This is a genomic window from Kitasatospora griseola, assembly GCF_044999035.1.
Classification (GTDB): domain Bacteria; phylum Actinomycetota; class Actinomycetes; order Streptomycetales; family Streptomycetaceae; genus Kitasatospora; species Kitasatospora griseola.
Map to the genome: position 1 here is coordinate 874,957 of NZ_CP173360.1, position 24,420 is coordinate 899,376.

The 24,420-nt window shown below is 70.8% G+C and carries 20 protein-coding genes; 5 read left to right on the plus strand and 15 right to left on the minus strand.

The window, feature by feature from the left end; genetic code table 11:
• Positions 1–73: 73 nt before the first annotated feature.
• The 9 genes from ACI1MP_RS04360 to arc all read right to left on the minus strand — a co-directional run bounded on the left by ACI1MP_RS04360 (position 74) and on the right by arc (position 9,930).
• A complete protein-coding gene (locus ACI1MP_RS04360; protein WP_100584707.1) occupies positions 74–445 on the minus strand; it encodes an FKBP-type peptidyl-prolyl cis-trans isomerase in 372 nt (123 codons plus the stop codon).
• Positions 446–505: 60 nt separating this feature from the next.
• The gene (locus ACI1MP_RS04365) at positions 506–1,777 is read right to left on the minus strand and encodes an FKBP-type peptidyl-prolyl cis-trans isomerase (protein WP_380332433.1); all 1,272 of its coding nucleotides are present in this window, start codon (positions 1,775–1,777) and stop codon (positions 506–508) included.
• A 113-nt stretch (positions 1,778–1,890) separates the two neighbouring features.
• The gene (locus ACI1MP_RS04370; protein WP_404867763.1) at positions 1,891–2,877 is read right to left on the minus strand and encodes an FKBP-type peptidyl-prolyl cis-trans isomerase; all 987 of its coding nucleotides are present in this window, start codon (positions 2,875–2,877) and stop codon (positions 1,891–1,893) included.
• 72 nt (positions 2,878–2,949) lie between these two features.
• The gene (gene pafA / locus ACI1MP_RS04375) at positions 2,950–4,311 is read right to left on the minus strand and encodes a Pup--protein ligase (protein WP_100584710.1); all 1,362 of its coding nucleotides are present in this window, start codon (positions 4,309–4,311) and stop codon (positions 2,950–2,952) included.
• Positions 4,312–4,436: 125 nt separating this feature from the next.
• Complete coding sequence (prcA, locus tag ACI1MP_RS04380; RefSeq protein WP_380332439.1) at positions 4,437–5,183, minus strand: proteasome subunit alpha; 747 nt, start codon at positions 5,181–5,183, stop codon at positions 4,437–4,439.
• A gap of 32 nt (positions 5,184–5,215) precedes the next feature.
• The gene (prcB, locus tag ACI1MP_RS04385) at positions 5,216–6,061 is read right to left on the minus strand and encodes a proteasome subunit beta (protein ID WP_100584712.1); all 846 of its coding nucleotides are present in this window, start codon (positions 6,059–6,061) and stop codon (positions 5,216–5,218) included.
• A gap of 179 nt (positions 6,062–6,240) precedes the next feature.
• The gene (locus ACI1MP_RS04390) at positions 6,241–6,459 is read right to left on the minus strand and encodes a ubiquitin-like protein Pup (RefSeq protein WP_189273547.1); all 219 of its coding nucleotides are present in this window, start codon (positions 6,457–6,459) and stop codon (positions 6,241–6,243) included.
• A gap of 97 nt (positions 6,460–6,556) precedes the next feature.
• A complete protein-coding gene (gene dop, locus ACI1MP_RS04395; protein ID WP_100584713.1) occupies positions 6,557–8,068 on the minus strand; it encodes a depupylase/deamidase Dop in 1,512 nt (503 codons plus the stop codon).
• Positions 8,069–8,163: 95 nt separating this feature from the next.
• Positions 8,164–9,930, minus strand: a complete 1,767-nt coding sequence (gene arc, locus ACI1MP_RS04400) for a proteasome ATPase (protein ID WP_043911512.1) — start codon at positions 9,928–9,930, stop codon at positions 8,164–8,166.
• Between the two features lie 227 nt (positions 9,931–10,157).
• On the opposite strand from arc, the gene ACI1MP_RS04405 reads away from it, so the two are divergent.
• The gene (locus ACI1MP_RS04405; RefSeq protein WP_043911509.1) at positions 10,158–10,445 is read left to right on the plus strand and encodes a ferredoxin; all 288 of its coding nucleotides are present in this window, start codon (positions 10,158–10,160) and stop codon (positions 10,443–10,445) included.
• 7 nt (positions 10,446–10,452) lie between these two features.
• On the opposite strand, the gene ACI1MP_RS04410 is transcribed toward ACI1MP_RS04405, so the two are convergent.
• The 3 genes from ACI1MP_RS04410 to ACI1MP_RS04420 all read right to left on the minus strand — a co-directional run bounded on the left by ACI1MP_RS04410 (position 10,453) and on the right by ACI1MP_RS04420 (position 13,382).
• A complete protein-coding gene (locus tag ACI1MP_RS04410; RefSeq protein ID WP_380332446.1) occupies positions 10,453–10,974 on the minus strand; it encodes a hypothetical protein in 522 nt (173 codons plus the stop codon).
• A 196-nt stretch (positions 10,975–11,170) separates the two neighbouring features.
• Positions 11,171–12,133, minus strand: a complete 963-nt coding sequence (locus tag ACI1MP_RS04415; RefSeq protein WP_100584715.1) for a tRNA (adenine-N1)-methyltransferase — start codon at positions 12,131–12,133, stop codon at positions 11,171–11,173.
• 49 nt (positions 12,134–12,182) lie between these two features.
• Positions 12,183–13,382, minus strand: a complete 1,200-nt coding sequence (locus ACI1MP_RS04420; RefSeq protein ID WP_404867764.1) for a site-2 protease family protein — start codon at positions 13,380–13,382, stop codon at positions 12,183–12,185.
• Between the two features lie 142 nt (positions 13,383–13,524).
• Here ACI1MP_RS04420 and ACI1MP_RS04425 point away from each other — a divergent pair, with 142 nt between their 5' ends.
• Together ACI1MP_RS04425 and ACI1MP_RS04430 are read left to right on the plus strand one after the other, a co-directional pair.
• Positions 13,525–14,391, plus strand: a complete 867-nt coding sequence (locus ACI1MP_RS04425) for a RecB family exonuclease (protein WP_100584717.1) — start codon at positions 13,525–13,527, stop codon at positions 14,389–14,391.
• Positions 14,392–15,063: a response regulator gene (locus tag ACI1MP_RS04430; protein WP_404867765.1), complete on the plus strand. Its 672-nt coding sequence runs from the start codon at positions 14,392–14,394 to the stop codon at positions 15,061–15,063. It begins immediately after the preceding gene.
• Between the two features lie 70 nt (positions 15,064–15,133).
• On the opposite strand, the gene ACI1MP_RS04435 is transcribed toward ACI1MP_RS04430, so the two are convergent.
• The 3 genes from ACI1MP_RS04435 to metH all read right to left on the minus strand — a co-directional run bounded on the left by ACI1MP_RS04435 (position 15,134) and on the right by metH (position 21,470).
• The gene (locus ACI1MP_RS04435; RefSeq protein ID WP_380332451.1) at positions 15,134–16,732 is read right to left on the minus strand and encodes an ABC transporter substrate-binding protein; all 1,599 of its coding nucleotides are present in this window, start codon (positions 16,730–16,732) and stop codon (positions 15,134–15,136) included.
• Between the two features lie 350 nt (positions 16,733–17,082).
• Positions 17,083–17,787: an HAD family phosphatase gene (locus ACI1MP_RS04440; RefSeq protein ID WP_043911494.1), complete on the minus strand. Its 705-nt coding sequence runs from the start codon at positions 17,785–17,787 to the stop codon at positions 17,083–17,085.
• Positions 17,788–17,966: 179 nt separating this feature from the next.
• Entirely contained in the window at positions 17,967–21,470 is a 3,504-nt protein-coding gene (gene metH / locus ACI1MP_RS04445; protein WP_387989550.1) for a methionine synthase, read from the minus strand.
• Positions 21,471–21,617: 147 nt separating this feature from the next.
• On the opposite strand from metH, the gene ACI1MP_RS04450 reads away from it, so the two are divergent.
• Positions 21,618–22,730: a hypothetical protein gene (locus tag ACI1MP_RS04450; RefSeq protein ID WP_380332458.1), complete on the plus strand. Its 1,113-nt coding sequence runs from the start codon at positions 21,618–21,620 to the stop codon at positions 22,728–22,730.
• 147 nt (positions 22,731–22,877) lie between these two features.
• Positions 22,878–24,404 (plus strand): glutamate synthase-related protein, encoded by a 1,527-nt coding sequence (locus ACI1MP_RS04455; protein WP_380332460.1) that lies wholly within the window; start codon positions 22,878–22,880, stop codon positions 24,402–24,404.
• Positions 24,405–24,420: the final 16 nt, after the last annotated feature.

Genomic DNA, 24,420 nt, shown 5'->3' on the forward strand with positions numbered 1-24,420 from the left:
GGTACGGACACGCTGGGCGAAAGCCGAACCCCCGGCTCCGAGCGGAACCGGGGGTTCGGTGGTGCGTCCGAGGTCAGACGCCCAGCAGGTCCACCACGAAGATCAGGGTGGAGCCGGCCGGGATCAGCGGGCTCGGGGACTGGTTGCCGTACGCCAGGTGCGGCGGGATGACCAGCTCGCGGCGGCCGCCGACGCGCATGCCCTCGACGCCCTGGTCCCAGCCCTTGATGACGCGGCCCTTGCCCAGCGGGAAGCGGAAGGTCTGGCCGCGGTTCCAGGAGGCGTCGAACTCCTCGCCGGAGGCGAAGGTGACACCGACGTAGTGGACCTCGACGTTCGCTCCGGCCTTGGCCTCGGCGCCGTCGCCGACCACGATGTCGCGAATCTGGAGCTCGCTCGGGGCGTCGCCGCCCGGGAAGTCGATCTCCGGCTTGGTCAGGCTCACTGTTGCTCTTCTCGTTCGGTTGCGTGAACGCTGCTCATCCTAGACAAACGCGGCGGACGATCAGTCCTCGCCGCCGACGCCGGCGTCCAGGATGTCGATCACGAACACCAGCGTGGAGTTGGCCGGGATCGAGCCGCTGGCCTGGTCCTTGTAGGCCAGCGAGGCCGGAATGACCAGTTCGATGCGGCTGCCGATGTTCTGGCCGACGACGCCCTTGTCCCAGCCCTCGATGACGCTGCCGGCGCCGGTGGCGAAGGTGTACGCCTGGTTGCGGTCGAGCGAGGAGTCGAACTTCTTGCCGTCCTTGTACAGCGCGCCGGTGTACTGGACCACGACCTTCTCGCCGGTCTCGACCTTGCGGCCCTTGCCCTGGATCAGGACGTGCGACTTCAGCTCCGTCGGGTCGGGGACGCCGGGGACGGGGGTGATGTCGAACGGCTTCTTGCCGTTGTCCTTGACCTGCGGCATGTCGGCCGGCGGCGCGGTCATCTCGCCGCTGAGCACCGCGTCGGGCGCGGTGGCCTGCCGGATGTCGAGCACGAAGACCAGGTTGTCGGTGGCGGCGATGCCCAGCTGGCTGTTGCCCTGCGCGCCGAACGCGGCGGCCGGCGGGGCGACCACCAGCACCCGGCTGCCGGCCTTGTGGCCGGCGACGGCCTTGTCCAGCGCGGGGATCAGCTTGCCGGAGTCGGCCTGGAACAGCTGGGGCTTCCCGGCCTTCTCGTCGTACGAGCCGGGGATCTCCTTGCCGGTGTTCCAGTCCAGCGCGGTGTAGTCGATGGACACCCAGTTGCCCTTTTCGACCTTGGGGCCGCTGCCCGCGGACAGCTCCTTGACCACGAAGGTGCCGTCCGGCTTGTCCTGCGGCACGGTGATGGTCGCCTTGGAGCCGAAGTCGCCGGTCACCGTGGGCAGCGCCTTGGCGTTGTCCTTGATCGGCGGCACCGGATCCTGGCTGGGCGTGTCAGTGGCGGCGGGCTTCGCGTCGGACTTCGCGGCGGGCTTGCCGCTGTCCTTGTTGACCTCGTACATGGTGATCGCGGAGCCGATCAGCAGCACCGCCAGCACCGTGCCCAGGATCGCGCCGAGGCGGCCCGAGCTGCCCGGGTCCTCGGCGTAGCCGGCCTCCGACTGGTCGACCTTGCGCTGCGTGGAGGCGAAGACCTGCGGCGCCTCGCCGCTCCCGGCCGCGGGGCCCGGTGCCGGGCTGGCCGGCGGGGCCCAGCCGGCCTGGGTCAGCATCTCGGCGGGGACGACGATCGACTCGCGGTCTCCCGGCCGCAGCTGCCCGGTGTTGTCGGCCTCGTCCGGGCTCGACAGCTTCTCAGACATGACTCCCCATTCATCTCGCCCGACGACGCGTGTACCACTGGTGCGGGGCAGCAGTATGTCAGGTCGGCATGAGAGCCGGTCAGTCCGGTACTGGCCCCGCTGTCAGGTGTCGGTCAGACAGCTTCCAGGATGTCGATCACGAACACCAGGGTGGAGTTCGCCGGGATCGACCCGCTGGCCTTGTCCCCGTAGCCCAGCGACGGCGGGACGACCAGCATCACCCGGCTGCCGACGGTCTTGCCGACCAGGCCCTGGTCCCAGCCCTTGATCAGGCTGCCGGTGCCGACCTGCAGCGCCTGCGCCCCGCCGTGGTTCCACGAGGAGTCGAACTGCTTGCCGTCGGCCCACGTCACGCCGGTGTACTGGACCACCAGGGTCTGCCCGGACTTCACCTCGGGGCCGTCGCCCTTGATCAGCACGTACTGCTGCAGGTCGGCGGGCGGCTGCTCGCCGACCGGGATGGTGATGGTGGGCGCGGCCTTGCCGTTGTCCTTGACCTGCGGGGCGTTCGCCGGCGGCTCGGTGACCGGCCCGGAGGCGGTGGAGTCCTGCGGCACCGACTGCATGATGTCGAGCACGAACACCACGGTGTCGTCCTTGCCGACGCCGAGCGCCGTCGAGCCCTGGGCGCCGAACCCGGCGGCCGGCGGGGCCACCACCACCAGCCGGCTGCCGACCTTCTTGCCCTCCACGCTCACGTCGAACGCCGGCACCAGCTGCCCGCTGCCCGCCTGGTACAGCTGCGGCTTGCCGCCGGAGTCGTAGGAACTGGTCAGGTCCTTGCCGCTGGTCCAGTCCTTGGCGGTGTAGTTGACGGTCACCCAGTCGTTCTTGTTGACCGTCGCCCCGGTGCCCTCGGTCTCGGTGCTCACCACGAACTGCCCGCTCGGCTGGCCGGCGGGCAGTGTGATCGTCGCCTTGGTGCCGAACTCCCCACTGATCGTGGGCATCGGCGAGGCGGAGGCCACCGGGCTCGGCACCTCCGCCGGGGAGGCCGCCGACGAGGGCGTCGCCCCGGCGGACTTGCCGGAGCCGCTGCCGCACGCGGTCAGCAGCACGGCGGCGAGTGGAACGGAGAGCAGGCAGGCGATTCGACGCATGAGCTCAGCGTATGGCCCGATTCGTCCGGTCCGTCGGAGGCACTCGGGCGTGCCCCCGACGGACCGTCACCGTCACATCCCCGCGATCAGCTTCTCCACCCGCTCGTCCACCGACCGGAACGGGTCCTTGCACAGCACGGTGCGCTGCGCCTGGTCGTTCAGCTTCAGGTGCACCCAGTCGACGGTGAAGTCGCGGCGCTGCTCCTGGGCGCGCCGGATGAAGTCGCCGCGCAGCCGGGCCCGGGTGGTCTGCGGGGGCACCGACTTGCCCTGGAAGGTCAGCAGGTCGTTGGTGACCCGCTGCGCCTGGCCGTTCTTCTGCAGCAGGTAGAACAGGCCGCGGCGGCGGTGGATGTCGTGGTAGGCGAGGTCGATCTGGGCGACCCGCGGGTTGGACATCGTCATCTGGTGCTTGGCGCGGTACTTCTCGATCAGCTGGTACTTCATGATCCAGTCGATCTCGGTGCCGACCTTGCCGAGGTCCTCGCTGCGCACCGCTTCCAGGGTGCGGCCCCACAGGTCGAGGACGCGGGCCACGGTGCCCTCGTTGAGGCCCTTGCGGTCGGCGAACTCCAGCGCCTTGGTGTAGTACTCCTCCTGGATCTCCAGGGCGCTGGCCTCCCGCCCGTTGGCGAGCCGGACCTGGTGGGTGCCCGTCAGGTCGTGGCTGACCTCGCGGATCGCCCGGATCGGGTTCTCCAGCGTCAGGTCGCGCATCACCACGCCGGCCTCGATCAGGCGCAGCACCAGGTCGGTGGCGCCGACCTTGAGCAGGGTGGTGGTCTCCGACATGTTGGAGTCGCCGACGATGACGTGCAGGCGGCGGTAGCGCTCGGCGTCGGCGTGCGGTTCGTCGCGGGTGTTGATGATCGGGCGCGAGCGGGTGGTGGCGGAGCTGACGCCCTCCCAGATGTGCTCGGCGCGCTGGCTGACGCAGTACACCGCGCCGCGCGGGGTCTGCAGCACCTTGCCGGCGCCGCAGATCAGCTGACGCGTCACCAGGAACGGGATCAGCACGTCCGCCAGCCGGGAGAACTCGCCGTGCCGGGCGACCAGGTAGTTCTCGTGGCAGCCGTAGGAGTTGCCGGCGGAGTCGGTGTTGTTCTTGAAGAGGTAGACGTCGCCGGCGATGCCTTCCTCGTGCAGCCGCCGCTCGGCGTCCACCAGCAGCCCTTCGAGGATCCGCTCGCCGGACTTGTCGTGGGTGACCAGCTCGACCACGTCGTCGCACTCGGGGGTCGCGTACTCGGGGTGGGAGCCGACGTCGAGGTAGAGGCGGGCGCCGTTCTTCAGGAAGACGTTGCTGCTGCGGCCCCAGGAGACGACACGGCGGAAGAGGTAGCGGGCGACTTCGTCCGGCGACAGGCGGCGCTGGCCGCGGAAGGTGCAGGTGACGCCGTACTCGTTCTCGATCCCGAAAATTCGGCGGTCCATATGGCGACTCTTCTCTGTGGGAAGCTCCGTGAAACCCTTCGGTGCGGTGATGGATCGTCGGGCGGCCCGCCGGCAGGTGGCGGGTCGCGGGGCCCGTCCGGTCGGCCGGACAGGCCCCGACGCGGTCATTCGGTGGTGGTGCCTTCGTCCTCATCGGTGGCGGCGCTCTCGTCGCCGCTGAGCAGCCGGGACAGCTGGCCGCCCAGGATGCGCTTGAACTTGCGCTGCTGGACCCGCTGGCGGTCGAGGACGGCGACCTCCAGCTGTTCGGGCGTCAGGGTGCGCGGGGTGCCGCCGTTGGGGTCGCGGGCGAGGCCGTCGACGGCGAGCTTGAGCGCCTCGGTGAGGCTCAGGCCGGCCCGGTGGCGCTGGCCGAGGTAGTTGCCGATGGAGTCGGCGTTGCCGCCGACCACGACGGCGTTCTTCTCGTCCACCACCGAGCCGTCGGGGGTGAGCCGGTAGATCTGGTCGTCGGCGTCGGTGCGGCCGACCTCGGCGACGATCAGCTCGACCTCGTAGGGCTTCTCCCCGACCGAGGAGAAGATGGTGCCCAGGGTCTGGGCGTACACGTTGGCCAGGCCGCGGGCGGTGACGTCGGCCCGGTCGTAGGAGTAGCCGCGCAGGTCGGCGTAGCGCACGCCGCCGATCCGCAGGTTCTCGAACTCGTTGTAGCGGCCGACCGCCGCGAACGCGATCTTGTCGTAGATCTCGGAGACCTTGTGCAGGGCGCGGGAGGTGTTCTCCGCGACGAAGACGATGCCGTCGGCGTAGGTGAGCACCACCACGCTGCGTCCGCGGGCGATGCCCTTGCGGGCGTACTCCGCGCGGTCCGCCATGGCCTGCTGGGGCGAGACGTAGAACGGCGTGGACACCGCCGGTCTCCCTTCGGGTGGTTGAGGCGGATTCAGAGCAGCGGGGCCTGCGGGCCGTTGGGGTGCTCGCGCCGCTGGTCGGTGATGGACACCGCGATCGCGGCGACCTCTTCCTCGCTGAGCCGGCGGAAGCCGTCCTCGGTGATCAGGGTGACGATCGGGAAGATCTTGCGGGCGAGGTCCGGGCCGCCGGTCGCCGAGTCGTCGTCGGCGGCGTCGTACAGCGCCTGGACGGTGAGGGTGGCGGCCTGCTCGCCGGTCATCCCGTCCCGGTAGAGCTTCTTCATCGCGCCGCGGGCGAACACCGAGCCGGAGCCGGTGGCGGCGAAGCCCGCCCGCTCCTCGGAGCGCCCGCCGGTGACGTCGTAGGTGAAGATCCGGCCGCGGCCGAGGTCGAGGTCGTAGCCGGCGAAGACCGGGACGACCGCGAGGCCCTGCATGGCCATCGCCAGGTTGGACCGGATCATGGTGGTGAGCCGGTTGGCCTTGCCCTCGAAGGAGAGCACGGTGCCCTCGATCTTCTCGTAGTGCTCCAGCTCCAGCTGGAACAGGCGCACCATCTCGATGGCGAGGCCGGCGGTGCCGGCGATGCCGACCGCGCTGTACTCGTCGGCCGGGAAGACCTTCTCCATGTCGCGCTGGGCGATGACGTTGCCCATGGTGGCCCGGCGGTCGCCGGCCAGCACCACGCCGCCGTCGAAGACCGCGGACACGATGGTGGTGCCGTGCGGCGCCTCGATCGTCAGGCCCTCGGGCAACTGGCGCCGCCCCGGGAGCAGCTGCGGCGCGTGGCTGTCGAGGAAGTCGAGGAACGAGGAGGAACCGGGGGTGAGGAAGGCAGCCGGTAGACGCCCGGTGCCACTGAGGTTGGCTTCCACACGTGTCCTTCCAGATCGAAGATCCAAAGTTGGAGTTGTGCCCCGGACCCTACCCGTTCCGGGAGCCGGATCCACGTTTTCGGTGCCCTTACGGCAGAGAAGGCGAGGCCGCAGGCGCGCTCAGGGCACACCTGCGGCGCTCGCCGTGCTCTTTTCCGATGGAAAGGGGTTCGCCCCTCTCACTCGCCGCCCTTCTGCACGAATCCGCGCACGAAATCCTCGGCGTTGGATTCCAGCACTTCGTCGATTTCGTCGAGTACCGCGTCGACGTCGTCGTTGAGCTTTTCCTGACGCTCCTTGAGGTCGTCCGAGGCCTGGGTTTCCGCGGCCTGCTCCTCGACCTCCTCGGAGGAGCGGCTGGCCCGCTGCTGGCCGCCGCCGGTGTCCTTCTCCGCCATTTTCCTCACCCCGCTCGCTCGGTGTTCCCGTAACAACGCTCGCTGCTCACCCGAATGATTCCCCGTCCGGGAATGTTCACCCGTGGTGATCGAAAAGTTACCCGCCGGAGAGGACGCGCACCAGATCCTCCGCGGTGCGGCACCGGTCGAGCAGTTCCTTGACGTGTGCCTTGGTGCCGCGCAGCGGCTCCATGGTGGGTACTCGCTGGAGGCTGTCGTGCCCGGGGAGGTCGAAGATGACCGAGTCCCAGGACGCGGCGGCCACGTGGTCGGCGTACTGCTCCAGGCAGCGGCCGCGGAAGTAGGCCCGGGTGTCGTCGGGCGGCTCGGACACGGCGCGGCGCACCTCGTCCTCGGTGAGCAGGCGCTCCATCCGGCCGCGGGCCTCCAGGCGGTTGTACAGGCCCTTCTCGGGGCGTACGTCGCTGTACTGCAGGTCGACCAGCTGGAGGCGGGGGCTGTCCCAGTTCAGCGCGTCGCGCTGGCGGTAGCCCTCCAGGATCTCCTTCTTGGCGATCCAGTCGAGCTGCCGGGACAGGCTCATCGGGTCGCGCTCCAGCCGGCCCAGCACGTCCTCCCAGCGGGCCAGCACGTCCATGGTCTGGTCGTCGGCGTCCTGCCCGAAGCGGTCCTCGACGTACTTGCGGGCCAGTTCGCAGTACTCCATCTGCAACTGGACGGCGGTGAGCTTGCGCCCGGAGCGCAGCGACACCAGGTGCTTCAGCTCCGGGTCGTGGGAGATCCGGTGCAGGGTGCGCACCGGCTGGTCGACGGCGAGGTCGACGGCGATGAAGCCGTCCTCGATCATCGACAGGACCAGTGCGGTGGTGCCGAGCTTGAGGTAGGTGGAGATCTCGGAGAGGTTGGCGTCGCCGATGATGACGTGCAGCCGGCGGTACTTCTCGGCGTCGGCGTGCGGCTCGTCGCGGGTGTTGATGATGGGGCGCTTGAGGGTGGTCTCCAGGCCGACCTCGACCTCGAAGTAGTCGGCGCGCTGGCTGATCTGGAAGCCGTGCCCGCCGCCCTCCTGCCCGAGCCCGACCCGGCCCGCGCCGCACACCACCTGGCGGGAGACGAAGAACGGCGTGAGGTGGCGGACGATGTCGGCGAACGGGGTGGCCCGCTGCATCAGGTAGTTCTCGTGGGTGCCGTAGGAGGCGCCCTTGTTGTCGGTGTTGTTCTTGTAGAGCAGGATCCGCTGCCCGTTGGGCAGCTCCAGCGCGCGGGCGGCGGCCTCGGCCATGATGCGCTCGCCGGCCTTGTCCCACAGCACCGCGTCGCGCGGGTTGGTGACCTCGGGGGACGAGTACTCGGGGTGCGCGTGGTCGACGTAGAACCGGGCGCCGTTGGTGAGGATGACGTTGGCCAGCCCGATGTCCTCGTCGGTGAGCTGGCTGGCGTCCGCCACGTCCCGGGCCAGGTCGAAGCCCCGGGCGTCGCGCAGCGGATTCTCCTCCTCGAAGTCCCAGCGGGCGCGGCGCGCCCGGTGCATCGCCGCCGCGTACGCGTTGACGATCTGGGACGAGGTGAGCATGGCGTTGGCGTTGGGGTGGCCCGGCACGGAGATGCCGTACTCGGTCTCGATCCCCATCACGCGCCGTACGGTCATGCGGCCCTCCAGACCCTGTCGGTACTGCCGGTGCAGACGCGCCGTCCGGCTGCGGAACTGTGCCGAGCACCGCAGCCGGACGGATGGATCGCGTACTACAGGTACTGCCCCGTGTTGGCGACAGTGTCGATGGAGCGACCGGACTCGGCGCCCTGCTTCCCGGTGACCAGGGTGCGGATGAACACGATCCGCTCGCCCTTCTTGCCGGAGATGCGGGCCCAGTCGTCCGGGTTGGTGGTGTTGGGCAGGTCCTCGTTCTCCTTGAACTCGTCCACGCAGGCGGCGAGCAGGTGGGAGACCCGCAGGCCGCGCTGGCCGTGGTCGAGGAAGTCCTTGATCGCCATCTTCTTCGCCCGGTCGACGATGTTCTGGATCATCGCGCCGGAGTTGAAGTCCTTGAAGAACAGCACTTCCTTGTCACCGTTGGCGTAGGTGACCTCCAGGAAGCGGTTCTCCTCGGTCTCCGAGTACATCCGCTCGACCACCGACTGGATCATGGCGGCGACGGTGGCGGGCACCGAGCCGTCGTGCTCCTTGACGTCGTCGGGGTGGAACGGCAGCGAGTCCTTGAGGTACTTGGAGAAGATGTCCTTCGCCGCCTCGGCGTCCGGCCGCTCGATCTTGATCTTGACGTCCAGGCGGCCGGGCCGCAGGATCGCCGGGTCGATCATGTCCTCGCGGTTGGAGGCGCCGATCACGATGACGTTCTCCAGGCCCTCCACGCCGTCGATCTCCGCCAGCAGCTGCGGGACGATGGTGTTCTCCACGTCCGAGCTGACGCCGGAGCCGCGGGTGCGGAACAGCGACTCCATCTCGTCGAAGAACACGATGACCGGCGTGCCCTCGCCGGCCTTCTCCCGGGCCCGCTGGAAGACCAGGCGGATCTGCCGCTCGGTCTCGCCCACGTACTTGTTGAGCAGCTCGGGGCCCTTGATGTTCAGGAAGTAGCTCTTGCCCTGCGGCCGGCCCGTCACCTCGGCGACCTTCTTGGCCAGCGAGTTGGCCACCGCCTTGGCGATCAGCGTCTTGCCGCAGCCGGGCGGGCCGTACAGCAGCACGCCCTTGGGCGGACGCAGCTCGAACTCCTTGAACAGGTCGGCGTGCAGGTAGGGCAGCTCCACCGCGTCCCGGATCTGCTCGATCTGGTTGGACAGGCCGCCGATCTGCCGGTAGTCGATGTCCGGGACCTCCTCGAGGACCAGTTCCTCGACCTCGGACTTCGGGACCACCTCGTACACGTACCCGGAGCGCGGCTCCAGCAGCAGCGCGTCGCCCGCCCGCAGGGTCAGCTCGCGGAGCGGCTCGGCGAGCCGCACCACCCGCTCCTCGTCGGTGTGCCCGACGACCAGCGCGCGGTCGCCGCCCTCCAGCACCTCCTTGAGCGTGACGATCTCGCCGATCCGCTCGAACTCCATCGCCTCGACGACGTTCAGCGCCTCGTTGAGCATCAGCTCCTGGCCGCGGCGCAGCTCGTCCAGCTCGACGCTGGGGCTGACGTTGACCCGGAGCTTGCGGCCGCCGGTGAAGATGTCGGCCGTGCCGTCCTCGTTCTTCTCGAGGAAGACGCCGAACCCGGCGGGCGGCTGGGCGAGCCGGTCCACCTCCTCCTTGAGGGCCACGATCTGGTCGCGGGCCTCGCGCAGGGTGGCGACGAGCCTCTCGTTCTGGGCGGTCACACCGGCCAGGTTGGTCTGCAGCTCGACGATCCGCTCCTCAAGCACCCTTGAGCTGCGCGGAGAATCGGCGAGCCGGCGTCGAAGCACAGCGATCTCCTGCTCGAGGTAGGAGACCTGCGCGGCCTCGTCGGACCCCCGTGCGGGCCTGCCGGCGCTGCGGTCGTAGTCGTCATCGTGGGCTGCCACGGTCCTCACCTCCTCCTGGGGGAGCTGGACGACCCAAACCTACCTGGGACCAGGGTCATGTAAACCCCTAGATCAGAAAGATGGATCGGGCGTGTCCGATGTTCGCCCTGCGCGCTTCCCCTCTGACAGAGGAGATGCCCACCCCTCAACGGTTCAAAGCAGCGCGGATGTATCGTGACAGGAATGTCCCCGAATGCGGGGCAACCGGAGCAGAAACGGCAGGGGCAATGGCGGGGACTGGCGAGGCACTCGAAGTCTGGATCGACCAGGATCTGTGCACCGGGGACGGGATCTGTGCGCAGTACGCGCCCGAGGTCTTCGAACTCGACATCGACGGACTCGCCTATGTGAAGGGCGAGGACGACGAGTTGCGCCAGCAGCCCGGCGAGACGGTGCCCGTCCCGCTGACGCTCCTCAAGGACGTGGTCGACTCGGTGAAGGACTGCCCGGGCGACTGCATCCACGTCCGCCGGGCCTCCGACGGCGTCGAGGTGTACGGCCCGGACGCGGACTGACGTTCCGTCAGGCGGTGTGGGCGGGGGTCCGGGTCTCGGCCCTCGTCCACCCGCGGGCGGACTGCTTCCACACCAGCTCCACCACGACGTCCGGCGAGAACCGCGGTACGTCGTCGGACGAGTAGCCGCGAGCCGCTCCGCGGACCGACCCGTCGGAGCGGATCGTCAACTCGGTGAGCGTGTAGCCGTCGCGGTCCGAGAGCAGCTCGACCGGCCGGCCGCCGGCGCCCTCCACCACGAACACCTGATCCGGCGGGGTCCCCATGTCGGCCTGGCAGTGCCCGGCGAGAACCGCCAGCGCCTTCCCGTCCACCACCGCGGACGCCTTCAGGCTCACCGCGACCGGGAACGGCCCGCACTCCATGGGCAGTTGGACCTTCGACAGGTCCACCTCCGGCACCACCGCCTCGGCCTGACGACCCGTCACCACCGCCCCGGTCGCCGACGTCGCCCCCAGCGCCCCGCCAACCACGGCGGCACACCCCGCCGCGACCAGCACCCAGTGCTTCAACCCCGACCGTGCGTGCACCGCAAACTCCCCTCTCCGTGCGGGCATTTTCGCACACGGGGGGACAAGTACCCGACGGCAGGTGGGCAACGGGAAACCGGGGGCGCGGGCGGTGCGGAAAACGGAAGGCACCCGTCCGCAAGGTCGCGACGCCGGCAATGACTTGCCGTTGATCGCGCTCCTGCCGACGGGTGCCGGTTGCTCGTGCCTCGGTGGCTCAGCCCAGTTCGCGGGCGTCGTGCGCCGCGGCCTCGCGCTGCGCCTTGCGGACCGCGGCCCGCTCCGCGAGCGTGAGCTCGGGCTCCGTCACGTCGTAGTCCTCGCCGTAGGCGCCCTTCGCGGGCCGGCGGCGGCGCAGCGGGGGCTCGACGCCGTCGGCGAGGCGACGGGCGGTGAGCAGGAAGCCGGTGTGGCCGATCATGCGGTGGTCGGGGCGGACGGCGAGGCCTTCGAGGTGCCAGGTGCGGACCATGGTCTCCCAGGCCTGCGGCTCGGTGAAGGTGCCGTGCTCGCGCAGCGCCTCGACGGTGCGGGACATCTGCGTGGTGGTGGCCACGTAGCAGCAGATGAGGCCGCCGGGGACGAGCGCCTCGGAGGCGACGTCCAGGCACTCCCAGGGGGCGAGCATGTCGAGGATGACGCGGTCGACGTCGGTCTCGACCAGGTTGTCCTGGAGGTCGCCGACGGTGAGCTTCCAGGCGGGGTGCGGGCCGCCGAAGTAGCGCTCGACGTTGCCGCGGGCGATGTCCGCGAAGTCCTCACGCCGCTCGTAGGAGGCGAGCATGCCGGTGTCGCCGACGGCGCGCAGCAGGTAGGTGGACAGGGCGCCGGAGCCGACGCCCGCCTCCACCACCCTCGCGCCGGCGAAGATGTCGGCCATGGCCAGGATCTGCCCCGCGTCCTTGGGGTAGATCACGGCTGCGCCGCGCGGCATGGACAGGACGTAGTCGGGGAGCAGGGGGCGCAGCGCGAGGTACGGGACGTTGCCCGTCGTGCGGACGACCGTGCCCTCGGGAGCGCCGATCAGCTCGTCGTGCGGGAACGCACCCTTGTGGGTGTGGAACTGGTTCCCGGCCTGGAGCGTGAACGTGTAGTGGCGGCCCTTGGGGTCGGTCAGCTGGACCTGGTCCCCGACCTGGAAGGGCCCGCGTCGGCGGGCGGCACCGGTCGGTTCGGACATGGGGGCCATCCTACGGGAGCCCGAGGGCTCTCCCGACCACATGATCGGTTCAGACGGTCGGGCGCCCGAGAAGCGCGGCGGTGAGGCGGCGTTCGAGGTCGGCGAGGGAGAGCACGCCGTAGACGCTGCCGTCGGCGCGGACCACCAGGTACTCGGAGGCGGGGGCGCGGCGCAGGGTCTCCAGGATCTGCTCGCCGGCCAGGTCGACGGGGACGATGTGGCCGGGCTGGAGGTCGCGGGCGACGGCCGAGACGGCGACCCAGGGGCGGCGGTGCTCGGGGATGTCGGTGACCCCGGACTCCTTGACCAGACCGGTGGGTTCGCCGCGGCCGTCGACCACCACGATGGCGCCGGCGTGGGCCTCGTGGGCGCGGCGGAGGGCCTCCCCGAGCGGGGTGTCGGAGGTGACGTCGATGCTGCGGCGGGCCAGGTCGCGGACCTTGAGGCCGGGCAGGACCTCCTTGAGGCGGGCGTTTCGCAGCGAGTTGCCGGCGCCCTGCCAGATGATGAAGCCGAGGATGGCGGCGAGCACGCCGTCGAGCATGGCTTCGCCGGTGGAGCGTTCGGCGTTCTGCGCGGCGCCGAGCACGGGCAGCCCGAGGACCACGGCGACGGCCAGGGCGCGACCCGTCCAGACGGCGGCCACGGTGCCCTTCATCGGGTCGCCGGTGGCGGCCCAGACGACGGCGCGCAGCATCCGTCCGCCGTCCAGCGGGAGGCCGGGCAGCAGGTTGAAGGCGGCGACCACCAGGTTGGAGATCATCAGGCCGGCCAGCAGCACGCCGGGGACGGTGGCGGGTTCGACGGCGCTCAGGCCGGCCCAGAACACGCCGGCCAGCACCAGCGAGAGGAGCGGGCCGACCAGGGCGAGCCAGAACTCGCGCCAGGGCCGGTCGGCCTCCTTCTCGATCTCGGAGACGCCGCCGAGGAACTGGAGCTGGATGCGGCGCACGCCGAGCTTGTAGCGCAGGCCCACCACGGTGTGGGCGAGTTCGTGGACCAGCACCGAGCCGTAGAAGGCGACGGCGAAGGAGAAGGCGAGCAGGTAGCGGGTGGCCCCGAGGCCGGGCAGGACGTCGGCCAGCCGGCTGCCGAAGATCCAGGTGATCAGCGCGGCGACCAGGAACCAGGACGGGGTGACGTAGACGGGCACGCCGAACGGCCGGCCCATCAGGATGCCGCCGCGGGGCGGTTCGCCGCCCTCCGGCGAGTCCGGCGTCCCCGGTGCCCGCCCCTTGGTGTCGTTCACCGTGCTCCCTTCACCTTCCGCCGACTCTCTGCGTCCTCGTACGCTACGTGATCTCCCGCCCGCTGCGACGGCGCACCCCGCTCTCCTTAGCCATACCCACCTCTTCGTCCGAGCTGTCCGTCCGGTGCAATAGGGTCGGGGCATGCAGCAGACCGACCCCACGCCCACTGCCCGTCCGGCGGCCGCGCCGACCGGGCTGTCGCCGTCCCGGGCGGGTGACTTCATGACCTGCCCGCTGATGTACCGGCTGCGGGTGATCGACCGGCTGCCGGAGCCGCCGAGTGCGGCGGCCACCCGGGGGACGCTGGTGCACGCGGTGCTGGAGCGGTTGTTCGACCATCCGCCGGTGGAGCGCACCCCCGAGCGGGCCCGGGGGCTGTTGGCCCCGCAGTGGGAGCGGCTGCTCGGGGAACGGCCGGAGCTGGCCGAACTGTTCCCGGACGAGCCGGAGAAACTGGCCGGCTGGCTGGGCGACGCCGAGAAGCTGGTGGAGAAGTGGTTCCGGCTGGAGGACCCGACCCGGCTGCACCCGGTGGAGCGCGAGCTGTACGTGGAGACCGCGCTGGCCTCCGGCCTGCTGCTGCGCGGCTACATCGACCGGGTGGACGTCGCACCGTCCGGCGAGGTGCGGCTGGTGGACTACAAGACCGGCCGGGCGCCCTCGCGGGACTTCGAGGGCAAGGCGATGTTCCAGATGAAGTTCTACGCCCTGGTGGTGTGGCGCTGGAAGGGCGTCGTCCCCAAGCGGCTGCAGCTGGTGTACCTCGGCGGCGGCGGCGACGTGGTGACGTACGACCCGGACGAGGCCGATCTGCTGGCGGTGGAGCGGAAGCTGGAGGCGCTGTGGGAGGCGATCTCGGCGGCGGTGGCCACCGGTGAGTTCCCGGCGACCCGCAACCGGCTGTGCGACTGGTGCGACCACAAGGCCAGCTGTCCGGAGTTCGGCGGCACTCCCCCGCCGTACCCGCTGCCGCTGGCCACCCTGACCAATCCCCGCAAGGAGTCGTAGGTGACGATCCGTGTGCTGCTGGTGGACGACCAGCCGCTGCTCCGTACCGGTTTCCGGATGATCCTGGAGGCGGAGTCCGACCTGGTGGTGGTCGGCGAGGCGGGCGACGGGCAGCAGGCGCTGGACCAGGTCCGCGCGCTGCAGCCGGACGTGGTGCTGATGGACATCCGGATGCCGCGGATGGACGGCGTGGAGGCGACCCGCCGGATCGCCGGCCCGGACCGCAGCGGCCCGGCGAAGGTGCTGGTGCTGACCACCTTCGACCTGGACGAGTACGTGGTGGAGGCGCTGCGCGCGGGCGCCAGCGGCTTCCTGCTGAAGGACGTCCCGGCGGAGGAGCTGGTGCAGGCGATCCGGGTGGTGGCGGACGGCGCGGCGATGCTCGCCCCGTCGGTGACCCGCCGCCTGCTGGACATGTACGCCACCAAGCTGCCGGCGGGCGACGAGGCGCCGCCGCAGGCGCTGACGGTGCTGACGGAGCGCGAGGTGGAGGTGCTGCGGCTGGTGGCCCGCGGGCTGTCGAACGCGGAGATCGCGGCCGAGCTGTTCGTCTCCGAGACGACGGTGAAGACGCACGTCGGCCATGTGCTGACCAAGCTCCAGCTGCGCGACCGGGTGCAGGCGGCGGTGTACGCGTACGAGAGCGGCCTGGTGCGCCCCGGCGCGATGTAGCGGGCCCGAAACCGGCGGACGGCCCGTCACCCCGGTGGGGTGGCGGGCCTTTGTGCTGCCGGGAGAATCGTTACTTCTTGTTGCGGCCGATCAGCCAGAACCGGAACCGGCTGGTGTTGTCCACGGTGGTGTCGACGCCGGTGACGCCGTTCTTGTACACGTAGAACGACTTGTTCTGGTACAGCGGGACCATCGGCACCGCGTCGGCCAGGATGTTCTGGATCTGGGCGTAGGCGCCGGCGCCGGTGCGGTCGGTCATCTTGATCGATTCCGGCACCAGCTTGTTGCTGATCTGCGCGTTGTCGTAGTTGTTGTGGAACGCGCCGCCGTTGACCACCAGCGGGCTGATGTAGTCGTCCGCGTCGACGTAGTCGGGGGTCCAGCCGATCAGGTACGACTGGTAGCTGTCGTTCGACCAGTTGGCCAGGAAGGTGTTCCAGTCGTTCTCCTGCTGGACCGTCACCTGGAACAGGCCGCTGGCGTCCAGCTGCTTCTTGATGGCCTCCAGCTCGGCGGCGCCGGCCCGGGAGCGGGACCAGGTCATGGTGAGCTTGACCGGGGTGCTGATGTGCGCGTCGGTCAGGATCTTCTTGGCCTTGGCGACGTCCGGCTCGCCGTACTTGTCGAAGAAGGCGGTGTTGTGGCCGACCACGCCGGCCGGGACGACCGAGTACAGCGGCAGCACGGTGCCCGCGTACACGTCGTGGGCGAGCGCCTTGCGGTCGATCAGCTGGGCGGCGGCCTGCCGGATCGCCTGCTTGCCGCCGACCTCGTCCTTGGTGTTGAACACCAGGTAGAAGGTCGCGGCGCTGTCGCCCTCGGCGACCCGCAGGTTGCCCTTGCCGGACTGGTCGTCGTTCTTGATCTGGGCGGCGACGGCCGGGTCGAGGCCGTTGTCCGCGATGTCGACCTCGCCCTTGTCGAGGGCGGCCTTCAGGTCCTCCGCCTTCTCGTAGAAGCGGACGGCGAACTTGCTGTTCTCGGGCTTGGTGGCGCTGCCGCGGTAGGTCGGGTTCGGCGACAGGGTGACCTTGCTCGGGCTCTTGCCCTGGTTCTCTATCGCGTCCACCCGGTACGGGCCGGAGCCGACCAGCTTGTCGTTGGCGAGCAGCTTGTCGGCCGGGAAGACCTGGTGGTCGACGATGGCGCCGGCCGGCGAGGACAGCTTGGCCGGGAGCACCGCGTCGGGGGTCTCCAGGTGGAAGACGACCTCGAGGTCGCCGTTCGCGTCCACCGACTTGATGGTCGACAGCAGCGGGCTCGGACCGGTCGGGTCGTTGATCTTCTTGACCCGCTCGATGGAGAACTTGACGTCCTCGGCGGTCACCGGGTGCCCGTTGGTGAACTTCAGCCCGGCCTTCAGCGTGCACTTGTAGGTCATCGCGTCGCTGCCGGTGAACTGGCAGGACTCGGCGGCGTCGGGCTGCGGCACGGTCGCGCCGGGCGGGAAGGCCAGCAGCGACTGGAAGGAGTTGTTGAGCACCAGCCAGGCGCCGATGTCGTACGCGCCGGCCGGGTCCAGCACGGTGGTGCCGTTGGTGGTGCCCAGGGTGATCGCGGCACCGTTGTCGCCGCCGTTGGCGACCTTCTCCACGGACGCGCAGCCGGCCGCCGTGGTGACGACGAGCGCGGCGCAGCTGAGCACGGCCAGGCGGTTGGGCGTAGTCATGCGGGGTGGTCTTCCTTACTGCGTGCGGCCGGCTCGCCCTGGGGGAACCCGAGTCCGGCCGCCGGGGTGGGGCGGCAGGACGCAGGCCGGTACGACCGCGCGGGCGCCCCCTGTCGGATTCGACGACGGTGGGCGGCGGCGCGGGAGGGCGTCTGATCGGTTGTAGCGTGCCACATCGCACCGGGGCGGTCACCGTCTGTTCGAACAATGGGTGGCCGACGGGTGGAAGACCGGCTCCGGACCGTCGACGAGTTGTCAGCCAATGCCCGATTTCATACCCGCTGCCGGATACGGTCCGCGTACCCACGGACGCGGAGGGGAACCGGAAAACCGCACAGCTGAGACGAACGTCACACCCGGGTGGCGGCCAGTGTGCGCAGCAGGTCGAGGTCGACCTGTTCGAGCGAGGGCAGCACCAGCCGGCCGGGGCCCGGCTCGATGGCGGCGATGGAGGGTACCGCAATGACGGGGCAGCCGGCCGCCTCGGCGGCGGCGACGCCGGTCGGGGTGTCCTCGACGACCACGCAGCGGGCCGGGTCGGCGCCCAGGCGGGCGGCGGCGGTCAGGTACGGGTCGGGGAAGGGCTTGGTGCGCGGCACCTCGTCGCCGGCCACCGTGAAGGCGAAGTTCTGGGCGCCCAGGCTGCGCAGCACGATGTCGATGATGCGCCGGTGCGAGGCGGACACCAGCGCGGCCGGGATGCCGTGCGCGGCAAGGGTGTTGAGCAGACGCTCGGCGCCCGGCATCAGCGGGACGCCGCCGTCCAGCAGGTCCACGAAGCGCTGGTTGATCTGGGCGCCGAGGTCGGCGGGGCGGATCGCGGCGCCGGTGCGGGTGAGCAGGTAGTCGATGACGCGGGTCATCGGGCCGCCGACCACGTGGGTGCGGTCCTCGGGGGTGAGCCGGTGGCCGAGTTCGGCGAACAGGTCGACCTCGGCCTGCCACCAGAAGTCCTCGGTGTCGACCAGGGTGCCGTCCATGTCGAGCAGGACGGCCTGCAGGCCGCTGTCCTCGCCGTCTCCGCCGACACGGATCGGGGTCGAGACCGTCGTCATGCGCGCCGTCCTTCCGGGTGGTCGTCCGGAGCGCACTGCGTCCGGGGATGACACGGGCCGGCCCGCTGGTGAGCGGACCGGCCCGTTCAGGATCATCAAGAATACGCCCGCCGGGGCGGATTGCGTCGGGCGCCGGCGCGGCGAACGGATGATCTCCGGTTGAAGTTCTGCTGCGGCGGCTACCGCGCGTTGAAGTACTTGGCCTCCGGGTGGTGCAGCACGATGGCGTCCGTGGACTGCTCGGGGTGCAGCTGGTACTCCTCGGAGAGGATCACTCCGACCCGCTCGGGCCTGAGCAGCTCGGCGATCTTGGCGCGGTCCTCCAGGTTCGGGCAGGCGCCGTAGCCGAGCGAGAAGCGCGCGCCGCGGTACTTGAGCGCGAACATGTCCCGGACGTCCTGCGGGTCCTCGTCGCCGAAGCCGAGCTCGTAGCGGACCCGGGCGTGCCAGAACTCGGCCAGTGCCTCGGCCAACTGCACGGACAGGCCGTGCAGTTCGAGGTAGTCGCGGTAGGAGTCGCCGGCGAACAGCTCGTTGGCGGCCTCGGAGATCCGGTTGCCCATGGTGACCACCTGCAGGGCGACCACGTCGCGCTCGCCGCTCTCCTCCGGGCGGAAGAAGTCGGCCAGGCACAGGCGGCGGCCGCGGCGCTGGCGCGGGAAGGTGAACCGGGTCAGCTCGGTGCCGTCCTCGCCGTGGACGATCAGGTCGTCGCCCTTGGAGTTGGCCGGGTAGTAGCCGTAGATGACGGCGGGCTCCAGCCAGCCCTCGGTCTGCAGGCGGTCCAGCCAGCCGCGCAGCCGCGGGCGGCCCTCGGTCTCCACCAGCTCCTCGTACGACGGCCCGCCGGAGCGGCCGCCCTTGAGGCCCCACTGGCCCTTGAACAGGGCGTCCTCGTCGAGCCAGGAGGCGTAGTCCTGGAACGGGATGCCCTTGATGATCCGGTCGCCCCAGAACGGCGGGGTCGGGATGCGGTTGTCGACGGCCACGTCGGAGCGGATCTGCCCGAGGTTGACCTCCTCCGGCTCCTCGACCTCGACCCGGGCGTGCCGGCGCTGCCGCAGCTCGGGCAGCACCACGCCGGGCACGCCGCGCTTGACGCCGATCAGGGCGTCCATCAGCCGCAGGCCCTCGAAGGCGTCGCGGGCGTAGCGGACCTCGCCGTCGTAGACCTCGTGCAGGTCCTGCTCGACGTAGGCGCGGGTGAGGGCGGCGCCGCCGAGGATCACCGGGAAGTCGGCGGCGAGGCCGCGCTGGTTGAGCTCCTCCAGGTTCTCCTTCATGATCACCGTGGACTTGACCAGCAGGCCGGACATGCCGATCACGTCGGCCTTGTGCTCCTGGGCGGCCTCGACGATCGCCGAGACGGGCTGCTTGATGCCCAGGTTGACCACGTTGTAGCCGTTGTTCGACAGGATGATGTCGACCAGGTTCTTGCCGATGTCGTGGACGTCGCCCTTGACGGTGGCGAGCACGATGGTGCCCTTGCCCTCGCTGTCGGACTTCTCCATGTGCGGCTCCAGGTGGGCCACCGCGGCCTTCATCACCTCGGCGGACTGCAGCACGAACGGCAGCTGCATCTCGCCGGAGCCGAACAGCTCGCCGACCACCTTCATACCGGACAGCAGCGTGTCGTTGATGATCTCCAGCGCCGGACGCTCCGTCAGGGCGGCGTCCAGGTCGGCCTCCAGGCCGCCCCGTTCGCCGTCGATGATGCGGCGCTGCAGGCGCTCCTCCAGCGGGAGGGCGGCCAGCTCCTCGGCCTTGGAGGCGGCGCTGGAGGCGGCGGAGACGCCCTCGAACAGCTGGAGCAGCTTCTGCAGCGGGTCGTAGCCCTCGCTGCGGCGGTCGTAGACCAGGTCGAGGGCGGTCTGCCGGCGGTCCTCGGGGATGCGGTTCATCGGGAGGATCTTCGCGGCGTGCACGATCGCGGAGTCCAGGCCGGCCTCCACGCACTCGTGCAGGAAGACCGAGTTGACGACCTGCCGGGCGGCCGGGTTGAGGCCGAAGGAGATGTTGGACAGGCCGAGGGTGGTCTGCACGTCCGGGTGGCGGCGCTTGAGTTCGCGGATCGCCTCGATGGTCTCGATGCCGTCGCGGCGGGACTCCTCCTGGCCGGTGGCCAGGGTGAAGGCCAGGCAGTCGACCAGGATCGAGCTCTCGTGGATGCCGTACTCGCGGCCCAGCTGCTCGATCAGCCGCTCGGCGATGGCGACCTTCTTGTCGGCGGTGCGGGCCTGGCCGTCCTCGTCGATGGTGAGGGCGATCAGGCCGGCGCCGTGCTCGCGGGCCAGCGCGGCGATCTTCCCGAACCGGGTGTCGGGGCCGTCGCCGTCCTCGTAGTTGACGGAGTTCAGCACCGCGCGGCCGCCGAGCATCTCCAGGCCGGCCCGCAGCACCGGCGGCTCGGTGGAGTCCAGCACGATCGGCAGGGTGGAGGCGGTGGCCAGGCGGCCGGCGATCTCCTTCATGTCGGCGACGCCGTCGCGGCCCACGTAGTCGACGCACAGGTCGAGCAGGTGCGCGCCCTCGCGGATCTGCTCGCGGGCGATCTCCACGCAGGTCTGCCAGTCCGCGGCGAGCATCGCCTCGCGGAACTTCTTCGAGCCGTTGGCGTTGGTGCGCTCGCCGATCGCCAGGTACGAGGTGTCCTGCCGGAACGGCACCGCCTGGTACAGCGAGGCGGCGGCCGGCTCGGGCTTCGGCTCGCGCGGCGTGATCGGCCGGCCCTGCACCCGCTCGACCACCTGGCGCAGGTGCTCGGGGGTGGTGCCGCAGCAGCCGCCGACCAGCGCCAGACCGTAGTCCCGGACGAACGCCTCGTGGGCGTCGGCGAGCTCCTGCGGGCTGAGCGGGTAGTGCGCGCCGTCCTTGGTGAGCACCGGCAGGCCGGCGTTCGGCATGCAGGACAGCCCGACCTTGGCGTTCTTCGCCAGGTAGCGCAGGTGCTCGCTCATCTCGGCGGGGCCGGTGGCGCAGTTCATGCCGATGAAGTCGACGCCGAGCGGCTCCAGCGCCGTCAGCGCCGCGCCGATCTCCGAGCCCAGCAGCATGGTGCCGGTGGTCTCCACGGTGACCTGCGCCAGCACCGGCAGGTCCAGGCCGGCCTCGGCGAGGGCGTCCTTGCAGCCGAGCACGGAGGCCTTGGTCTGCAGCAGGTCCTGGCTGGTCTCGATCAGCAGCGCGTCGGCGCCGCCGGCGATCAGGCCGGCCGCGTTCTGCCGGAAGCCCTCGCGGACCGTCTCGAAGGCGATGTGACCGAGCGTCGGCAGCTTGGTGCCGGGGCCGATCGAGCCGAGCACCCAGCGGACGCGGCCGTCCTTGGCGGTGTACTCGTCGGCGGCCTCGCGGGCGATCCGGGCGCCGGCCTCGGACAGTTCGCCGATCCGGTCGGAGATGTCGTACTCGCCGAGCGCCGAGAAGTTGGCGCCGAAGGTGTTGGTCTCGACGCAGTCCACGCCGACCGCGAAGTACGCGTCGTGCACCGAGCGGACGATGTCCGGGCGGGTCGCGTTGAGGACCTCGTTGCAGCCCTCCAGCTGCTGGAAGTCCTCCAGCGTCGGCTCCTGGGCCTGGAGCATGGTGCCCATCGCTCCGTCCGCCACCACCACCCGGGTGGCGAGCGCCTCGCGCAAGGCGGCGGCGCGGTCCTGCTGGGCGGACGTGGATACAACGGTGGCCATGAGGCTGCTCCCTGGTTGCGACGGCTGTCGGCTATGCGGCCCCACCTTGACCTGGGGCGCACCCGACCAGGGTATCCGCCCGGCGGCGGTGCTATGGAACCCATTTCGCATCGTGGGCGTCCCTGTCCACCGGAAGGGAGCCCGATCATGCCCGCTTCACCACGTCCCAGCAGGTGGCATCACCGCCTCCGCACCCGCGCCGCGTCCGCATGGCGGACAGCGCCGGCCCGGGCGCGTCGCCGCTGGACCGAGCGCACCCGCTGGACCCGGCGCCGCCGTGCGTTGACCGCCTGCGCCGTGGTGGCGGCGCTGCTGGTGCTGCCGGTGCTGGGCGCGGCGCTCGCGCTGCGCTGGTGCTACGCGGGCGACCCGGCGGTCGACGCCCGCACCCGCGGCCGGGACGCGATCTGGCTGGGCCACGCCTGGGTGGACGGGCGGCGCACCGACGCCGACCTGTCGGTGCTGGCGACGCGGGTGCGCGGCACCGGCATCCACGACCTGTACGTGCACACCGGCCCGCTGGAGCACGACGGATCGCTCGATCCGAAGCGGGCCCCGGGCGTGGCGGACTTCCTCGGCCGGGCCCGGGCGGCGATGCCGGGGGTGCGGATCCAGTCCTGGCTGGGCGACGTGGTCGCGCCGGAGAAGGACGGCCTGCACCTGGACCGCCAGGACGTCCGGGACCGGATCGCCGCCTCCGCGCAACAGGTCCTCGACCTGGGCTTCGACGGCGTCCACTTCGACCTGGAGCCGGTGCACGACGGTTCGTCGGGCTTCCTCGCACTGCTCGACCAGGTGCACGCGCTGACCGCCGCCCGGTCCGCCCCGCTGTCCATCGCGGCCCCGCAGATCGAGCCCGTCCCGATGGTCGGCCGGGTCAGCTTCGCGCTGACCGACCACGGCAAGTGGTGGAGCGCCGGGTACTTCGCGCAGGCCGCGCGGCGGGTCGACCAGGTCGCGGTGATGTCGTACGACACCTCGATGCCGGTGGAGTCGCTGTACGGCGGCTACGTCGCCCGCCAGACCACGCTGGCGCTGGCCAACACTCCGCCGAACGTGGCGCTGCTGATGGGCCTGCCCGCGTACTGGGACGACACCCCGACGCACCGCGGCGACGCCGAGACGGTCCGCGCCGCGGTCCGCGGGGCCCGGCTCGCGCTCGGCCCCGACGGCCGGGAGAACTTCGGCCTGGCGCTGTACGTGGACTTCGCGGCGACCCCGGACCACTGGGCGGCGTACCGCGACGGCTGGTGCGTGTAGCCGGCCGGTGCGTGCCGTCCGCAGGGGCCCTGACCTCGGGTGATCCGGCGTCGGGGCCCCCTGGCCGCCGGGCGGTGCGGGGGAACCTCCTAGCATCGGTTCGGCTTCGCCGTGTGGGGACGGAGTCGGCACTCAGGAGGAACGTTCATGCAAGCCCGGAAGATCGGCGCGGCCGCTGCCGCCGCGGTGGCGGTCATCGCCGCCCGCGACCTGGTCCAGAAGAAGCACGCCCTGCTGAGGAACTTCCCGGTGCTCGGGCACGCCCGGTACCTGCTGGAGACGATCGGGCCGGAGCTGCGGCAGTACATCGTGACCTCCAACGAGGAGGAGCGGCCGTTCAGCCGCGACCAGCGGAGCTGGATCTACGCCTCCGCCAAGGAGGAGAACAACTACTTCGGCTTCGGTACCGAGGTGGACGTCGCCCAGGCGCAGGGCCGCGCCTACCTGAAGCAGCGCACCTTCGCCGGACCGCTGCCGGACGGGCACGACCCGCAGGCCGCGCTGCCCTCGGCCAAGGTGCTGGGCGGCCCGCGCGGGCGCGCCAAGGCGTTCCGGCCGGGCAGCGTGGTGAACATCTCCGCGATGAGCTTCGGCTCGCTCTCGGGGGCGGCGATCACCGCGCTCAACCAGGGCGCGGCGCAGGCCGGCGCGATGCACAACACCGGCGAGGGCGGCCTGTCGCCGTACCACCGCAAGGGCGCCGACCTGGTGCTGCAGCTCGGCACCTCATACTTCGGCTGCCGCAACGAGGACGGCAGCTTCAGCCTCGACAAGCTCAAGGACGTGGTCGCGGGCGCGCCGGTCCGGGCGATCGAGATCAAGCTCTCGCAGGGCGCCAAGCCGGGCCTGGGCGGCATGCTGCCGGGCGCGAAGGTGACGCCCGAGATCGCCGGGATCCGCGGCATACCCGTCGGCAAGGACTGCGCCTCCCCGTCGCGGCACTCCGCGTTCGGCGACGTGGACTCGATGCTGGACTTCGTCGAGCTGCTGGCCGCCGAGACCGGCCTGCCGGTCGGCATCAAGAGCGCCGTCGGCGAGCTGGACTTCTGGCAGGAGCTGGCCGCGCTGATGGCACGCGGCGACCGGGGCGTCGACTTCGTGACGGTGGACGGCGGCGAGGGCGGCACCGGCGCGGCGCCGCGGATCTTCGCCGACTCGGTGTCGCTGCCGTTCCGGATGGGCTTCTCCCGGGTCTACGGCACCTTCGCGGAGCTGGGCCTGACCGACGAGCTGACGTTCATCGGCTCCGGCAAGCTCGGTCTGCCGGAGAACGCCGCGGTGGCGTTCGCGCTCGGCGCCGACATGATCAACGTGGCGCGCGAGGCGATGCTGTCGATCGGCTGCATCCAGGCCCAGAAGTGCCACACCGACAAGTGCCCGACCGGCATCGCCACCCAGAACCCGTGGCTGGCCCGCGGCGTGGACCCGGCCTCCAAGTCCACCCGGGCCGCGGTCTACCTGCGCACCCTGCGCAGGGAGCTGACGAAGGTCTCCTCCGCGCTCGGCGTCGCCCACCCGTCGCTGATCACCGCCGCCGACATCGAGGTGCTGAACGGCGACTACGAGGCCCGCACCCTGGCCGGCGTGTACGGCTACAAGGAGGGCTGGGGCGAGCTCGGCCCGGACCTCGCCGCGGGGATCACCGCGCTGATGACGGGCCGCCCGGCCGTCTGACGCAGCGTCGAGGGGC